At 70.2% G+C, this 16891-nt stretch carries 11 protein-coding genes; 7 read left to right on the top strand and 4 right to left on the bottom strand.

Going from position 1 to position 16891, the window contains the following annotated elements; genetic code table 11:
• The first annotated feature begins 135 nt into the window (after positions 1 to 135).
• The 5 genes from AB0Q90_RS33040 (at position 136) to AB0Q90_RS33020 (ending at position 8802) form a co-directional block, all read left to right on the top strand.
• A complete protein-coding gene (locus AB0Q90_RS33040; RefSeq protein ID WP_363163522.1) occupies positions 136 to 2166 on the top strand; it encodes a thioredoxin domain-containing protein in 2031 nt (676 codons plus the stop codon).
• 138 nt (positions 2167 to 2304) lie between these two features.
• On the top strand, positions 2305 to 3573 hold the full coding sequence (locus tag AB0Q90_RS33035) for a glycosyltransferase (protein WP_363163523.1): 1269 nt from the start codon (positions 2305 to 2307) through the stop codon (positions 3571 to 3573).
• Positions 3570 to 5216: a phospholipid carrier-dependent glycosyltransferase gene (locus tag AB0Q90_RS33030; RefSeq protein ID WP_363163524.1), complete on the top strand. Its 1647-nt coding sequence runs from the start codon at positions 3570 to 3572 to the stop codon at positions 5214 to 5216. The genes AB0Q90_RS33035 and AB0Q90_RS33030 overlap by 4 nt, the downstream gene beginning before the upstream one ends.
• Positions 5213 to 6406, top strand: a complete 1194-nt coding sequence (locus AB0Q90_RS33025; RefSeq protein ID WP_363163525.1) for a glycosyltransferase family 2 protein — start codon at positions 5213 to 5215, stop codon at positions 6404 to 6406. Before AB0Q90_RS33030 ends, AB0Q90_RS33025 begins: the two co-directional genes overlap by 4 nt.
• The gene (locus AB0Q90_RS33020) at positions 6403 to 8802 is read left to right on the top strand and encodes a galactose oxidase-like domain-containing protein (protein ID WP_363163526.1); all 2400 of its coding nucleotides are present in this window, start codon (positions 6403 to 6405) and stop codon (positions 8800 to 8802) included. The genes AB0Q90_RS33025 and AB0Q90_RS33020 overlap by 4 nt, the downstream gene beginning before the upstream one ends.
• On the opposite strand, the gene AB0Q90_RS33015 is transcribed toward AB0Q90_RS33020, so the two are convergent.
• The 4 genes from AB0Q90_RS33015 to AB0Q90_RS33000 all read right to left on the bottom strand — a co-directional run bounded on the left by AB0Q90_RS33015 (position 8792) and on the right by AB0Q90_RS33000 (position 12540).
• Positions 8792 to 9511, bottom strand: a complete 720-nt coding sequence (locus AB0Q90_RS33015; RefSeq protein ID WP_363163527.1) for a Mut7-C RNAse domain-containing protein — start codon at positions 9509 to 9511, stop codon at positions 8792 to 8794. The two genes, AB0Q90_RS33020 and AB0Q90_RS33015, sit on opposite strands and share 11 nt — an antisense overlap.
• 33 nt (positions 9512 to 9544) lie before the next feature.
• On the bottom strand, positions 9545 to 10177 hold the full coding sequence (locus AB0Q90_RS33010; RefSeq protein ID WP_363163528.1) for a TetR family transcriptional regulator: 633 nt from the start codon (positions 10175 to 10177) through the stop codon (positions 9545 to 9547).
• A 5-nt stretch (positions 10178 to 10182) separates the two neighbouring features.
• Complete coding sequence (locus tag AB0Q90_RS33005) at positions 10183 to 11724, bottom strand: DHA2 family efflux MFS transporter permease subunit (protein WP_363163529.1); 1542 nt, start codon at positions 11722 to 11724, stop codon at positions 10183 to 10185.
• A 102-nt stretch (positions 11725 to 11826) separates the two neighbouring features.
• The gene (locus tag AB0Q90_RS33000; RefSeq protein WP_363163530.1) at positions 11827 to 12540 is read right to left on the bottom strand and encodes a hemolysin III family protein; all 714 of its coding nucleotides are present in this window, start codon (positions 12538 to 12540) and stop codon (positions 11827 to 11829) included.
• 282 nt (positions 12541 to 12822) lie between these two features.
• On the opposite strand from AB0Q90_RS33000, the gene AB0Q90_RS32995 reads away from it, so the two are divergent.
• Both AB0Q90_RS32995 and AB0Q90_RS32990 read left to right on the top strand, forming a co-directional pair.
• Positions 12823 to 14646 (top strand): phosphoenolpyruvate carboxykinase (GTP), encoded by a 1824-nt coding sequence (locus tag AB0Q90_RS32995; protein ID WP_363163531.1) that lies wholly within the window; start codon positions 12823 to 12825, stop codon positions 14644 to 14646.
• A gap of 228 nt (positions 14647 to 14874) precedes the next feature.
• Positions 14875 to 16887, top strand: a complete 2013-nt coding sequence (locus tag AB0Q90_RS32990; RefSeq protein ID WP_363163532.1) for a calcium-binding protein — start codon at positions 14875 to 14877, stop codon at positions 16885 to 16887.
• The last annotated feature ends 4 nt before the right edge of the window (positions 16888 to 16891 follow it).

The raw sequence follows: 16891 nt of genomic DNA, 5'->3' as shown, positions 1-16891 counted from the left end.
CAACTCCTTTGCCTACGAGTGTCCTTCGCGGACGGCGCGAGCGCGAGAGGGCGGACGATCACCGCGGTGACTTCCGTGACCTTGCAGACCGGTCCGTCCCACAGTCCGGCAGGGCTCTCGGGCAGGATGGGGCCCATGGCGAACCGACTGGCCCATGAGACCTCCCCGTACCTCCTCCAGCACGCCGACAACCCCGTCGACTGGTGGCCCTGGTCGGAGGCGGCCTTCGCGGAGGCGCGACGGCGAGGTGTGCCCGTACACCTGAGCGTCGGCTATTCGAGCTGCCATTGGTGCCATGTCCTGGCCCACGAGAGCTTCGAGGACGAAGCGGTCGCCGCCTTCATGAACGAGCACTTCGTCAACATCAAGGTCGACCGCGAGGAACGCCCCGACGTGGACGCCGTCTACATGGAGGCCGTCCAGGCGGCCACCGGGCTCGGCGGCTGGCCCATGACCGTGTTCCTGACGCCCGACGCCGAGCCCTTCTACTTCGGCACCTACTTCCCGCCCGAGCCCCGGCACGGCATGCCGTCCTTCCGGCAGGTGCTGGAGGGGGTCGGCCAGGCCTGGACCGAGCGGCGGGACGAGGTGGCCGAGGTCGCGGGGAAGATCGTGCGGGACCTCGCGGGGCGGGAGATCTCCTACGGCGGTCCGGACGCGCCCGGCGACGAGGAGCTCGCGCAGGCGCTGCTCGGGCTCACCCGGGAGTACGACCCGCAGCGGGGCGGGTTCGGGGGTGCGCCGAAGTTCCCGCCGTCCATGGTGATCGAGTTCCTGCTGCGCCACCATGCGCGGACCGGCTCCGAGGGCGCGCTCCAGATGGCGCGGGACACCTGCGAGCGGATGGCCCGGGGCGGGATCTACGACCAGCTCGGGGGCGGGTTCGCGCGGTACTCCGTCGACCGGGAGTGGGTCGTGCCGCACTTCGAGAAGATGCTGTACGACAACGCCCTGCTCTGCCGTGTCTACGCCCACCTCTGGCGGGCCACCGGCTCCGAGCTTGCCCGGCGTGTGGCGCTGGAGACGGCCGACTTCATGGTGCGCGAACTGCGCACGGCCGAGGGCGGGTTCGCCTCCGCGCTGGACGCCGACAGCGAGGACGCCAGCGGGAAGCATGTCGAGGGGGCGTACTACGTCTGGACGCCCGAGCAGCTCCGGGACGTCCTCGGCGACGACGCCGAACTCGCCGCCCACTACTTCGGTGTGACCGAGGAGGGCACCTTCGAGCACGGCTCCTCCGTTCTTCAGCTCCCGCAGCACGAGGGCGTGTTCGACGCCGAGAAGATCGCTTCCATCAAGGAGCGGCTGCTTGACACGCGTGCCGCGCGGCCCGCGCCCGGCCGGGACGACAAGATCGTCGCCGCCTGGAACGGCCTGGCGATCGCCGCGCTGGCCGAGACCGGCGCCTACTTCGACCGCCCCGACCTGGTCGAGGCCGCGCTCGGCGCCGCCGATCTCCTCGTACGGCTGCATCTGGACGAGCAGGCACGGCTCGCCCGGACCAGCAAGGACGGGAAGGCGGGCGCCAATGCGGGGGTGCTGGAGGACTACGCCGATGTCGCCGAGGGGTTCCTGGCGCTGGCGTCCGTGACCGGTGAGGGCGTGTGGCTGGAATTCGCCGGGTTCCTGCTCGACCATGTGCTGGCCCGGTTCGTGGACGAGGAGTCCGGGGCGCTGTACGACACGGCCTCCGACGCCGAGCGGCTCATCCGCCGGCCGCAGGACCCGACCGACAACGCGGCCCCGTCCGGCTGGACCGCCGCCGCGGGTGCCCTGCTGAGCTATGCCGCGCAGACCGGTGCCGCACCTCATCGCAGGGCCGCGGAGCGGGCGTTGGGGGTGGTGAAGGCGCTGGGGCCACGCGTGCCGCGGTTCATCGGGTGGGGGCTGGCCGTATCCGAGGCCCTGCTCGACGGGCCGCGCGAGGTCGCGGTCGTGGGTCCGGCGCTCGACGATCCGGCCACCAGGGCCCTGCACCGTACGGCACTTCTCGGCACCGCCCCGGGGGCCGTGGTCGCCGTGGGCGTGCCGGGGAGCGAGGAGCTTCCGCTGCTGGTCGACCGGCCTCTCGTCGGCGATGAACCGACTGCTTATGTCTGCCGTAACTTCACTTGTGACGCACCGACGACCGAAGTCGAACGGCTGCGCACAGCCCTGGGGGGTTGAAGTCACCACACTCCTGCGAAACATACTATTTATCGGAAGAGCTCCCACGCTTCACAGTTCCCCCCTAATCTCTCCACAGTGACGCGACGGATGTGACCAGCCGTCGCGCCAGGGGGCCTTGGGATCTGGGGGGATCTGTTGCTGACGTCTGTCTTCATAGCCGTTGTCTCGCTGGCCTTGTTCTGGATGGCGGCTTTCACCCTGTGGTGGCAGATGCACGCGTGGCGTACGCCCGAGGTGCTCGCCTCCACCCGGTTCCGCAGTCCGGACGGCGGCGGGCATCTGTCGTTCTCGCTGCTGCTTCCGGCACGGCACGAGCAGGCCGTGCTCGACCACACCATCCAGCGGCTGCTGGAGTCCAGCCACACCGACTTCGAGATCATCGTGATCGTCGGGCACGACGACCCCGAGACCACGGCCGTGGCCGAGCGGGCCGCCGAACGCGACCCGCGGGTGCGGGTCGTCGTCGACACCCACGAGAAGAAGAACAAGCCGAAGGCCATGAACACGGCGCTGCCGCACTGCCGCGGCGACGTCGTCGGGGTCTTCGACGCCGAGGACCAGGTCCACCCGGAGCTCCTCGCCCACGTCGACCACGCGTTCAGGTCGACGAAGGCGGACGTCGTGCAGGGTGGCGTCCAGCTGATCAACTTCCACTCCAGCTGGTACAGCCTGCGCAACTGCCTTGAGTATTTCTTCTGGTTCCGCTCCCGGCTGCACCTGCACGCGCAGAAGGGGTTCATCCCGCTCGGCGGCAACACCGTCTTCGTGCGGACGGACGTCCTGCGGGAAGCCGACGGGTGGGACCCCAACTGTCTCGCCGAGGACTGCGATCTGGGCGTACGGCTGTCCAGCGTCGGCAAGAAGGTCGTCGTCGCCTACGACTCCGACATGGTGACCCGGGAGGAGACCCCCGGCAGCCTCATGTCCCTGCTCAAGCAGCGCACCCGCTGGAACCAGGGCTTCCTCCAGGTCTACCGGAAGAAGGACTGGAAGCAGCTGCCCACCCTCGGGCAGCGGCTGCTCGCCCGCTACACCCTGATGACACCGTTCATGCAGGCCTTCACCGGCCTGATCATTCCGCTCAACGTCGCGATCGCGCTCTTCCTCGACGTTCCGGTGTCCATCGCCTTCATCACGTTCCTGCCGGCCGTCACCGCCCTGGTGACCTTCGTCTTCGAGGTCGTGGGACTGCACGACTTCGGCAAGCAGTACGGGCTTCGCGTCCGCTTCGTGCACTACCTGAAGCTCGTCGTCGGCGGTCCCTTCTACCAGGTGCTCCTCGCCGGAGCCGCGGTCCGTGCCGTCTGGCGCGAGCAGCGCGGCCGTAACGACTGGGAGCTCACCAGCCACGTCGGCGCACACCTCACCCAGGCCGAAGTGATCCGAGAGGACGTCCCTGCGTGACCTCCACCCTTCCCGCGGTGACCACTCCCCAGGTCCCCGCGCAGCGGCAGCCTGCGCCTGAAACCGGTTCGACCGGTCGAACGGAGCCGCCGAAGAGGCTGCGTTCCTCCCGACCCGACCTCATCCTCTGCGGTGTCCTCCTCGCGGCGATCCTCGTCGTGCAGGGCTGGAACATCGCCGACTATCCGACGCTCAGCGACGACGAGGGCACCTACCTCGCCCAGGCCTGGGCCGTGCAGGAGGGCAAGGGGCTCGCCCACTACACGTACTGGTACGACCACCCGCCCCTCGGCTGGATCCAGATAGCCCTGCTCACCTGGATACCGTCGCTGCTGAGCCCCGAGTCGATGACCGTCGGCTCGATGCGCGCCGCCATGCTGGTGATCAGCGGCATCAGCGCGGTCCTCGTCTACGTCCTGGGCCGCCGTCTGTCCCTGCCCCGCTGGGCCGCCGGGCTCGCGATGGCCCTGTTCGGCCTCTCGCCCCTGTCGGTCATCCTCCAGCGGGAGATCTTCCTCGACAACCTCGCGGTGATGTGGACGCTGCTGGCGTTCACCCTCGCCGCCTCCCCGAGCCGCCACCTCTGGCACCACTTCGGCGCGGGCATCGCGGCCGCGACGGCCGTCCTCACCAAGGAGACGATGCTCGTCGTCCTGCCCGCGCTGCTGGTCACCATGTGGCGCCACAGCCACCGCGACACCCGCAAGTTCGCGGTCACCGGCGCCATCACGGCCTGCGCGCTGATCGGCTTCTCCTACCCGCTGTTCGCCCTGCTCAAGGGCGAGCTGCTGCCCGGCAGCGGACACGTCTCCCTCTGGGACGGCGTCAAGTACCAGATGACCAGGCCCGGTTCGGGCTTCATCCTCGACCAGGGCTCCGGCTCCTACGGCGTCCTGCAGTCCTGGCTGTACTACGACCGCGTCCTGACCCTCGGGGGCCTGGCCGGCGCCCTGCTGCTGCTCACCGTCTGGCGCTGGTCGGTGACCGCCCGCGCCCTGGCCGGACCCGCCCTCGCGGTCGCGATCTTCGCCGCGCTGGCCCTGCGCCCCAACGGCTATCTGCCCGCCATGTACGTCATCCAGGCGCTGCCGTTCCTCGCCCTCGTCCTCGCCGGAGGCACCGCGAGCATCGCCCACGCCGTCGTGCGCCGGTGGCGGCGCCCCGACGAGCAGCGGTGGAAGACCCGCGGCCGGTACACCCTCGCCGCGGTCCTCGCCCTCGCCGCCGGCGCCTATGTCGTACCCCGCTGGTACGACGGCGACCGCACCGCGCTGACCGCCGACGCCAACGCCCCCTACCAGGCCGCCTCGAAGTGGCTGGCCACCGAGGTGGAGGACCCCGAGGACACCCGGGTCCTGGTCGACGACGCGCTCTGGCTGGACCTGGTGCACGCCGGGTACCGGCCCGGCAGCGGCGTCATCTGGTTCTACAAGGCCGACCTCGACCCGGCGGTGACGAAGACGATGCCGCGCGGCTGGCGCGACCTCGACTATGTCGTCGCCTCCCCGACCGTACGGCGCGACGCGGTCGACCTGCCGAACGTGCAGGCGGCCATCGACCACTCCGCCCCGGTCGCCGTGTTCGGCACGGGCGAGGACCGCATCGAGATCCGGCAGATCCAACCAGCGGGAGGCGTCCGATGAGCCAGGAGTACACCGCGCCCGTCCCGGACCTGGCGGATTCCGAGATCCTGCCCGAGCCGGCGGCCGTCACCATCGTCGTACCGACCTTCAACGAGTCGGAGAACGTACGGGAGTTGCTGCACCAGATCACCGAGTCGGTGCCCGCGCGGCTGCCCTGCGAGGTCGTCTTCGTGGACGACTCCACCGACGACACCCCCGCGGTGATCGAACAGGCCGCGCAGGACTGCCCGTTCCCGGTCACCGTGCTGCACCGGGAGGAGCCGGTCGGCGGGCTCGGCGGGGCGGTCGTCGAGGGCATCAGGGCGGCCGGCTCCGACTGGGTGGTCGTCATGGACGGCGACTGCCAGCATCCGCCGTCGCTGGTACCGGAGTTGGTCGCCACCGGCGAGCACGCGGGCGCCGGGCTGGTCGTCGCCTCCCGCTACATCAAGGGCGGCAGCCGCGCCGGACTCGCCGGCAGCTACCGGATCGCTGTCTCGCGCGCCGCGACCTGGCTGACCAAGTGCCTCTTCCCGCGCCGGCTGCACGGCATCAGCGACCCGATGAGCGGCTTCTTCGCCGTCCGGCGCAGCGCGGTCACCGCGGACGCGCTCAAGCCCCTCGGCTACAAGATCCTTCTGGAACTGGCCGTCCGGAACCGCCCCCGCACGGTCACCGAGGTGCCGTTCGTGTTCCAGGAGCGGTACGCCGGGGAGTCCAAGTCCACGGCCGAGGAAGGGCGCCGCTTCCTGCGGCACCTCGCCGGGCTGCGCACCGCCGACCCGCTCTCCCGGATGGTGCTGTTCGGGCTGATCGGCCTGACCGGCTTCGTGCCGAACCTCGCCGCCCTGTGGGCGATGACCGAGGCCGGGCTGCACTACCTGCCCGCCGAGATCGTCGCCAACCAGTTCGGCGTTGCCTGGAACTTCCTGCTCATCGAGAAGCTGCTCTTCCGCGACCGGCGGCAGCACCGGCACTGGGCCGACCGCACCGTACGGTTCGCGCTGCTCGCCAATGCCGACCTGGTGCTGCGCATCCCGCTGATCGCGTTGCTGGTCTCGCAGTTCGGGCTGGCGGTGCTGCCCGCCACGGCGCTGGCCCTGGTCATCACGTTCGTCCTGCGCTTCGTCGGGACCGAAGCGCTGGTCTATCTCCCGCGCCGCGGAGACGGCCGGAAGACACAGAGCCGCACAGCAAGGAGCACGGCATGAAGCACAGACGCAGAACGGCATTCCTGGCCGTCGCAGGTCTCACGGGCGGCCTCCTGCTCTCCACACCTCACTCCGCCTCCGCCGCCAACCTCATCAAGAACGCCGGCTTCGAGACCGCAGGCACCGGGGACATGCCGGCCTGCTGGTCGAAGTCCGGCTGGGGCGACAACGACTTCAGCTTCACCACGACCTCCGACGCCCACTCCGGGTCCAAGGCCATGAAGGTCGAGCTCACCCGCCGGGTCGACGGCGACCGCAAGGCGCTGATCACCGAGTCCACCGACTGCGCGCCGGTGGTGTCGGCGGGCAAGCAGTACGACCTGGGCCTCTGGTACAAGACGACCACGCCGGACGCCGCGATCACGCTGTTCCGGCACGACGCCACGGCCGGCTGGCAGTACTGGACCGACCTCAAGACGCTGGACATGGCGGGCAGTTGGACCCAGGCCACCGTCCGCACCCCGGAGGTCCCGGCCGGCACCGACCGCATCAGCTGGGGTGTCTCCGTCTACGGCACCGGCTCGGCGACCACCGACGACTACACGATGGAGCAGGTCCCCGACGTCACACCGCCGCCGGACTGCACCGGCACCGCCGAGGAGTGCGCGAACGGCCGCTGGGACGTGCTGCCCGTGCAGAACCCGGTGCGCTCGATGCACTCCGTCGTCCTGCACAACGGCAAGGTGCTGCTGATCGCCGGCTCCGGCAACAGCGAGGAGATGTTCAAGGCGGGCACCTTCACCTCCGCGGTGTACGACCCGCAGAACGGCACCTACAAGGTCATCCCCACCCCGAAGGACATGTTCTGCGCCGGTCACGTCCAGCTCCAGGACGGCCGGGTGCTGGTGATGAGCGGCAACAAGGGCTATCCGTCGGCGGACGGCACGATCGGCTACCAGGGCTTCAAGGACTCGTACATCTTCGACCCGGTGACCGAGACCTACACCAAGACCAACGACATGAACGACGGCCACTGGTACCCGTCGGCGACCGTCCTCGGCAACGGTGACGTCATCTCCTTCGGCGGGCTGAAGGAGGACTCCACCGGCTCGGTGACCGCCGAGGTGTTCTCCGAGGCCGAGCAGCAGTGGCAGCCGCTGTGGAAGGTCAACCAGACCTGGTCGTACTGGGGCTTGTACCCGTCGATGATCCTCATGCAGGACGGCCGCCTCTTCTACTCCGGCAGCCATGTCTTCGGCAACAACATCCCGGGCACGGGCTCGGCGGTCTACGACTACGGCGCCAACACCGTCACCCAGGTGCCGGGCCTCCAGAACAAGGACGAGCGCGACCAGTCGGCGAGCGTGCTGCTGCCCCCGGCGCAGGACCAGAAGGTCCTCACCCTCGGCGGCGGCAACATCGACTCCAACCCGGACGCCAACCGGCTGACCGACATCATCGACCTCAAGCAGCCCAACCCCTCCTACGTGGCCGGACCGCCGATCCCGCAGGGCACGGTCGACCTCGGCAACGGCAAGGTGGCGCAGACCGGCAACCAGGGCAAGATGTACGTCTCCGCGGTGCTGCTGCCCGACGGCAAGGTGCTGGAGACGGGCGGCGCCCTGCACAACCGCGCCAACCCGGTCTACGAGACGTCGATCTTCGACCCGGGGACGGAGACCTTCGACCCGGTGGCGGTGGACCCCGAGGCCCGCGGCTACCACTCCTCGGCGTTCCTGCTCCCCGACGGCCGGGTGATGACCACCGGTGACAACCCGGGCAACGGCTCCTGGAACCACAACGTGTCGATCTACACCCCGCCCTATCTCCTCAAGGGCCAGCGGCCGACGATCACTTCGGTGATCGACTCCGAGTGGAACTACGGCGACACCCAGCGGATCACGGTGGACCGGCCCATCGCCAAGGCGGAGCTGATCCGTCCCGCGGCGGTGACGCACTCCTCCGACCCGAACCAGCGCTTCGTCGACCTGCCGCTGAGCGTGGACGGCAACAACATCGACCTCAATGTGACGAGCAACCCCAACCTGGCCCCGCCCGGCTGGTACATGCTCTTCGCGGTCGACGCCAACGGCGTGCCGTCGGTGGCCAAGTGGGTGCACCTGCAAGGCCCCGCGGCCCTGAAGGCCACGGACGCCTCGGCGCACGTCCACTCCTTCGCCGACGACCTGTCCGGCAAGGTCGCGGGCCCCGGCAAGAAGAAGGCCGCGCAGCCCGTCAGCCCGACCGTCTCCGGCTGCGACCGGCATTACGGCTCGGCCAACGTGTGCGTGCCCACGGCCTTCCCGGCGGAGGTCAAGCCCACCACGGCCGCCCGCTGCGGCTGGCTGAAGAAGAACGACTACGGCCGGCTGAAGCTCAACGGCAAGGACGACCCGCTGCGCCTGGACCGCAACAAGGACGGCGTGGCCTGCGGGAAGGGTGACTTCAGGAGGTAGAGAACTCGGTCAGGGCGCGTGCCACGATGGCTTCCAGCTGCTCGTGGTGCGCGCCCTTCCAGTACGCCCGCCCGCAGTCCCGGCACTGTGCGAAGACGTCGTACGACCGCTCGGTGCCGCCCTGGAGCTGGTCGGCGACCTCCTCCTTGGAGGCCTCCTTCAGCAGGCCGTTGCAGGCGGTGCAGCGGGTCCAGGGGTGCAGTTCGGGGCGGAACCGTTCGAGGACGTCGCGGAGTTGGTCCTCGGGCCGGGTGCTGTAGACGTAGGCGCCCGCCCACAGTTCGCGGCGGCGCAGCAGGCCCCGGTCGCGGCTGAGCATGACCCGTTTCTCGGCGGCCGAGCGGGCGGCGAGGGCGGGGTCGCCGATGTCCGTCGACTCGTAGGCGGTGTCCACGCCGAGCAGCCGCAGACGGCGGGCGAGGGTGCCGAGGTGCACGTCGAGGAGGAAGCGCAGGGGAGCGCCGGGCACCTGCTGGGGGCGCTCGACGGCCCGGACCTCCACCCCGTCGCCCGCTGCGGGGACGTAGGACGCGGGCACCTCGCGGCCGTCGACCCGCAGGGACCCGACCTCGGTCAGTGGGACGCCGGCCGACTCGACGACGTGGCCCAGCGAGGAGACGCCGTCCGTGACAAGGGTCCGGTGCGTCCGGCGCTGGACGAACAGGGCCAGTGCGGGGGCGAATTCGACGTGGATCTGCGGTGCGCTCACCCGGTCAGGATGCCACGGCGGACAGCGGCGGCCTCAGGCGTTTTTCGCGGGCAGGCCCCGCTCCACGACGTCCAGGGCGCGGTCGAGGAGTTCGCGGAGGTCGTCCTGGAAGTCGTTCTCGGCCCAGTACAGGGTGATCTCCGAAAGGGCGCCGATGAGGGACATCGTGAAGACCCTCACCTCGAAGCTGTCCTGCGGGCGGCCGGTGCGCTCGGCGATGGCCTCGCCGAGCATCCTGCCGGTGACCGACATGCTCTCCAGCATCCGGGAGTGCACCGCGGGGACCTGGACCAGCAGGTGGGACCGCAGCCGGGTGACCTCGATCTCCTCCTCCCCGAGCCCGATGCCGATGGCCTTGCGCATCACGTACCGCAGCGTCTCCATCCACGGTTCGTCCGCCGGCCGCTTGCGGATCTCCTCCAGCAGCGCCGCGTCGTACTCGTCGGTGAGGACGATGTCCTCCTTCGTGGGGAAGTAGCGGAAGACCGTGGACGGCGACACCTCGGCGCGCTCGGCGATCTGCTCGATCGTGGTGGCGTCGTAGCCCTGTTCCTTGATCAGGGAGTAGGTCGCCGTGCGGATCGCCGTCCGGGTCTTGATCTTCTTCCGCTCGCGGAGTCCCAGCCGGGGAACGTCCGTGGAGGAGGAGGTGCGTGCGGGCGTCATGGGGGTCATTGTCGGGCATCGGCCTTGGCGGAGACCATCTCCGCCGTGTCCTCCCGCGCCGCCTCGGGGTCGGTGAGGAACACCGCCGCCAGCAGCGCGGCGACCAGCGCGGAGATCGCGCAGACCAGCAGGACGACGCCCATGCCGTGGACGTAGGCGCTGTTCGCGGAGGCCACCAGCTCGGCCGAGCCCGCCTTCTCGGCGACGATGTGGGCGGCGACGACGGACTCCCCGGCGGTGTCGGCGGCCTGCGCGGGCAGCCCGGTGACGTCGAGCCGGTCCCGGAAGGCGGCGGCGAGCAGGCTGCCCAGCAGGGCGATGCCGATCGCGCCGCCGACCTGGCGCAGGGTCATCAGCAGCCCGGAGCCGCTGCCGGCGCGGTCGCGGGGCAGCGTGCCCAGCGCGCTGTTCATGGCCGGGATGAGGGAGAAGCCGAAGCCGAGGCCGGTGACGGAGAGCCACAGCGCGGTGAAGCCGTAGCCGGAGCCGGTCGTCGTACGGCTGCCGAGGAGCGCGGCGAAGGACAGGACCACGAGGCCCGCGCTGACCGTGGCGCGCACTCCGAACCGGGCGACGACCTTCGGGGCGAGCCGGGCGGCGACCAGCAGGCCGCCCATCATCGGCAGCAGTCGTACGCCGGTGCCGAGGGCGTCGTTGCCGAGGACGGCCTGGAGGTACGGGGGCAGCACGAAGAGCAGGCCGGACAGGACGAACATGACCAGGGTCGCGGCGAGGGTGTTGAACAGGAAGCCGCGGTGGGCGAGGAGCGTCATGTCGAGCATGGGGCGTTCCGTCCGCCGCTCGCGCAGCACCAGCGCGGTGATCAGGGCGACGGCCGCCGCGAGCATGCCGAGGACCAGCGGGTCGCCCCAGCCGCGGACCGGGGCCTCGATGATCGCGTAGACGAGGGCGCCGAGGCCGGTCGCGGTGAGCGCGGTGGAGACGGTGTCGACCTTGGGGGAGGCGGGGTCTCGGGTCTCGGGGAGCAGGAAGACGCAGGCGGCGATGCCGATCGCGGCCATGGGCACGTTGACCAGGAAGACCGAGCCCCACCAGAAGTGGTCGAGCAGCCAGCCGCCGATGATCGGGCCGAGCGGCAGGCCGAGGGCGGAGGCGGCGGAGATGATGCCGACGGCCTTGGGCCGCTCGTCGGCTCCGAAGAGCGAGGGCAGGACCGACAGGGAGAGCGGGGTGACCAGCGCCGCGCCGACGCCCATCACGGCCCGGGCGGCGATCACCGCGTTCACGTCGCCGGCCAGTGCGCCGAGGACGGAGCCGGCGAGGAAGATCCCCAGCCCGCAGATCAGCATCAGCCGCCGTCCGAACCGGTCGCCGAGCAGTCCCGCGGGGAGCATCAGCGCCGCGAAGACGACGACGTACGCGTCCGCCATCCACTGCTGTTCGCCGGTGGTGGCGCCCAGCTCGGCGGCCATCGTGGGCAGGGCGACGTTGAGGATCGTCGTGTCGAAGCCCAGGGTCAGCATGCTCGCGACCAGGGCGGCCAGGGCCCACCAGCGGCGGGGGTCCAGGGAAGTGGAAGTAGCCATGAAATGAGAGTAGCTCTCAAAATCTAGTTACTGTCAACTGGGACGGCATGCGAAAAAGGGCCACGGCTCGAAAGCCGTGGCCCTTGCGGGAGCGGGAGGGGACTACCCGTGCTGGTACGCCACCAGCGAGATCCCCACGTAGTGCACCACGAAGGCCGCCAGCGTGAAGGAGTGGAAGACCTCGTGGAAACCGAACCAGCGCGGGGAGGGATTGGGGCGCTTGATGCCGTAGATCACGCCGCCCGCGCTGTAGAGGAGGCCGCCGACGATCACCAGGACGAGCACCGCGATGCCGCCCGCGCGCATGAAGTCGGGCAGGAAGAAGACCGCCGCCCAGCCCATCGCGATGTAGCAGGGGGTGTAGAGCCAGCGGGGCGCGCCGACCCAGAAGACGCGGAAGACGATGCCGGCCGCCGCGGCGCCCCAGATGCCCCACAGCAGCCACTGCCCCTTGGCGCCCGGCAGGAGCAGCAGGGTCAGCGGGGTGTAGGTGCCCGCGATGATCAGGAAGATGTTGGCGTGGTCGAGCCGGCGCAGGATGCCGTCCATGCGCGGACTCCAGTTGCCCCGGTGGTACAGCGCGCTCACGCCGAACAGCAGGCACGCCGTCAGGACGTAGATCCCGCAGGCCACGCGGCCGCGCGAGGAGTCGGCGAGGGCGGTGAGCACCAGGCCCGCGATGAGTACGGCCGGGAACATGCCCAGATGCAGCCAGCCGCGGAGCTTGGGCTTGACCGGATGCGGGAGGGAGAGCGCGACGGGACCACGGCCGGCGGCCGGTGAGTCCATGGGCGCGTCGGAGGCGGACGCAGTCATGGGCCGCATCGTACCTACGGAACCGTAAGTTACGTATCAGTCCGACGGCGGGAGTGGCCATCATCTCACGGCAGTTGACGCCCGGATGGCCTTCCGTCGAAGCGGACGTGGCCAGCCTCACGCTCGCTCACCTGTGACGCCCTCTGGACATATGCGCACTCACGTCGGATGATCAAATGAGTGCGGTCGGCACCGGATGAGCGCCAGGTACCCCTCTGGCAAGCGTCCGGGTCGCAGCCCCCACGGGGCCTCCAACCAAAAATCCCTCACCTAGGAGCAATCGTGGCGCGCGACAACGCGGCTCCCTCCGTCGTTCCCACCAACCACCAGGAACTGATCTCGTGGGTGAACGAGATCGTCGAACTGACCCAGCCGGACAACGTGGTCTGGTGCGACGGCTCCGAGGCCGAGTACGAGCGCCTGAGCGAGGAGCTCGTGGCGAAGGGCACCTTCAAGAAGCTCGACCCGATCAAGCGCCCCAACTCCTACTACGCCGCCTCCGACCCGACCGATGTCGCGCGCGTCGAGGACCGGACCTTCATCTGCTCCGAGAAGGAAGAGGACGCCGGCCCCACCAACCACTGGAAGGCCCCCGCCGAGATGCGGGAGATCTTCGCCGGTGAGCAGGGCATCTTCCGCGGCTCGATGAAGGGCCGGACGATGTACGTCGTCCCGTTCTGCATGGGCCCCCTCGGCTCGGACCTCTCCGCGATCGGCGTCGAGATCACCGACTCCGCCTACGTCGCGGTCTCCATGCGCACCATGACGCGCATGGGCCGGCCGGTCCTCGACGAGCTCGGCTCCGACGGCTTCTTCGTGAAGGCCGTGCACACCCTCGGCGCGCCCCTCGCGGAGGGCGAGGCGGACGTCCCGTGGCCGTGCAACACCACCAAGTACATCTCGCACTTCCCGGAGTCCCGCGAGATCTGGTCCTACGGCTCCGGCTACGGCGGCAACGCCCTGCTCGGCAAGAAGTGCTACGCCCTGCGCATCGCCTCCGTCATGGCCCGCGACGAGGGCTGGCTGGCCGAGCACATGCTGATCCTCAAGCTCACCCCGCCGCAGGGCGAGTCCAAGTACGTCGCCGCCGCCTTCCCGAGCGCCTGCGGCAAGACCAACCTCGCCATGCTGGAGCCCACGATCTCCGGCTGGACGGTCGAGACGATCGGCGACGACATCGCCTGGATGCGCTTCGGCGAGGACGGCCGGCTGTACGCCATCAACCCCGAGGCCGGCTTCTTCGGCGTCGCGCCCGGCACCGGTGAGCACACCAACGCCAACGCGATGAAGACGCTGTGGGGCAACTCCGTCTTCACCAACGTCGCCCTCACCGACGACGGCGACATCTGGTGGGAGGGCATGACGGAGGAGACCCCGGCCCATCTGACGGACTGGAAGGGCAACGACTGGACGCCCTCCTCCGAGACCCCGGCCGCGCACCCCAACGCCCGCTTCACCGTGCCCGCCTCGCAGTGCCCGATCATCGCGCCCGAGTGGGAGGACCCCAAGGGCGTGCCGATCTCCGCGATCCTCTTCGGCGGCCGCCGCGCCAGCGCCGTACCCCTGGTGACGGAGTCCTTCGACTGGAACCACGGCGTCTTCCTCGGCGCCAACGTGGCCTCCGAGAAGACCGCCGCCGCCGAGGGCAAGGTCGGCGAGCTGCGCCGCGACCCGTTCGCCATGCTGCCGTTCTGCGGCTACAACATGGGCGACTACATGGGCCACTGGGTCGACGTCGCCAAGGGCAAGGACCAGACGAAGCTTCCGAAGATCTACTACGTCAACTGGTTCCGCAAGAACGACGAGGGCAAGTTCGTCTGGCCCGGCTTCGGCGAGAACTCCCGCGTCCTGAAGTGGATCGTGGAACGCCTGGACGGCAAGGCGGAGGGCGTCGAGACCCCGATCGGCATCCTGCCGACGAAGGACGCGCTCGACACCAAGGGCCTCGAACTGGCCGACAGCGACCTGAACTTCCTGCTCACGGTCGACAAGGAGGTCTGGCGCGAGGAGGCCGCGCTGGTCCCCGAGCACCTCAACACCTTCGGTGACCACACGCCGAAGGAGCTGTGGGACGAGTACCGGGCGCTGGTGCAGCGCCTGGGTTAGTCCCCCCGAGAACCCCCGCGGCCGGCCGGGATGGGAGCCCTGACCAGTGATCGTCACGGGCCGGCCGCGGGTGGCAGCAATGTCACGAACCAGGCCCCGCACAATGGCGTGCGGGGCCGTGCTGCCCGCCCTCACTCACCCGCTGGGCTGGAATTCCTGCGTCCGGTGAGGGCAACGCCGCTCGTGGCGGCGGCGGGTGTGGGCGCGACCGGCGCAAGGCTGGCGCCCATGCTCACACCTCACGTACGACGGGCGTGGCGCCGCCGCCTGCCCCTCGTGGCCCGCGCCGGGACCGTCGCGGCGACCGTCCTGGCACTCGTGCTGACTCTTCCCGGCACCGCGGCCGCGGCGCCGGGCGACCTGGATCCTGCTTTCAGCGGCGACGGCAAGGTGCTCGCCGACTTCGGGTACGACGAGACCGGCAACGACGTGGCCCTCCAGCCCGACGGCAGGATCGTCACCGTCGGCTCCACGGGCGGCGACTTCACGACGTCCGACTTCGCGCTGACCCGGCACAACCCCGACGGCACCCCGGACACCACCTTCGGCATCGCCGGCGGGGTCGCCACGGACACGACCCCGGCCGCCCTGGACGACTGGGCCAACGCCGTCACCCTGCAGCCCGACGGCAAGATCGTCGTGGTGGGGACCGCCTGGCGGGACTACGAGAACTGCTGCTGGTTCGTGGTGGCCCGGTACAACGCCGACGGCTCCCTGGATCCCACCTTCAGCGGTGACGGCATCGACTACGCCGACATCGACGGCCCGACCGAGGCCATGGACGTGGCGATCGACTCCCAGAACAGGATCGTCGCCGCCGGCTACACCGGGGGCCTCGTCGCACTGACCCGCTACCTTCCCGACGGCACCCCCGACACCTCGTTCGGCGGGGACGGCGTGGTGACCGCCGACGCGACGCCGGACACGCAGGAGGCGGGCGGGGATGCCCGGAGTCTGGCGTTGCAGTCCGACGGCAAGATCGTCGTCGGGGGCGAGGTCGGGTCGACCAGCTTCGACTTCGTGCTGATGCGCTTCCACCCCGACGGCACCGTGGACAGCGGCTTCGGCACCGCCGGCATCGCCCGCACCGATCTCGGCGGCTACGACAGCGTGGAGTCGTTGGCGATCCAGCCCGACGGCAGGATCGTCGCGGGCGGCTCCAGCGACGACCGGGTCGCGCTGGCCCGCTACACCACCAACGGCACGCTGGACACGAGCTTCGACGGCGACGGCCGGGTCGTCACGACCGGCGCCTCGGCCGTCGACATGGCCCTCCAGCCGGACGGACGGATCGTCACCGTCGGCGGCAACGGGCCCGGCGGCAACTTCGCCGTCCTGCGCTACAACCCCGACGGCAGCCAGGACACCGGCTTCGGCACCGGGGGCGTCGCCACCGCGGACTTCGGCGGCATCGACTACGCCCGTGCCGTGGTCCTCCAGCCCGACGGCGGGATCGTCGCCGCCGGACGGGGCGGCCCCGCCACCGACTTCGCCCTCGCCCGCTTCCTGGGCGGCGGCAGCACGCCGCCCCCGCCGCCGCCGACCGGCGTGGACCTCTCGGTGACGAAGTCCGGCCCCACCACGGTCAGCATCGGCGACCGGGCCACGTACACCGTGCGGGTCACCAACACCAGTACGACGACCGCGGCCACCGGCGTCACCCTCACCGACACGCTCACCGGCCCCGCGCGCACCGTCATCTCGGCGACCTCCTCCCAGGGCACCTGCACCACCGCCGTGAGCTGCTCCCTCGGCACCCTCAACCCCGGCGCCACGGTCACCGTGACCGTCGTCGCCGAGCCCCGCGCCACCGGCACCCTCACCCAGCGCGCCTCGGTCACCGCCACGCAGACCGACCCGAACTCCGCCAACAACGCCGCCACGGTGACCACCACGGTCAACAACTCCCGCGGCTGCACCCGCATCGGCACCAGCGGCAACGACACCATCACCGGCACCTACAGCACCGATGTGATCTGCGCCCTCAGCGGCGACGACACCGTCAACGCCAGCTACGGCAACGACACCGTGTACGGCGGCCACGGCAACGACCGCCTCGACGGCGGCTTCGGCAACGACACCCTCAACGGGGGCGCCGGCAACGACAACCTCATCGGCTACTACGGCTACGACAACCTCAACACCGTCGACAACGTCTCCGGCAACGACACCGCCAACGGCGGCTACAACACGGACACGTGCACGACGGATTCGGGCGACGTCCGCATCAGCTGCCCCTGACCGC

Origin of the sequence: Streptomyces sp. NPDC079141 (assembly GCF_040686775.1) — a bacterium.
GTDB lineage: Bacteria > Actinomycetota > Actinomycetes > Streptomycetales > Streptomycetaceae > Streptomyces.
This window is presented reverse-complemented; position numbering and strand designations above follow the sequence as displayed.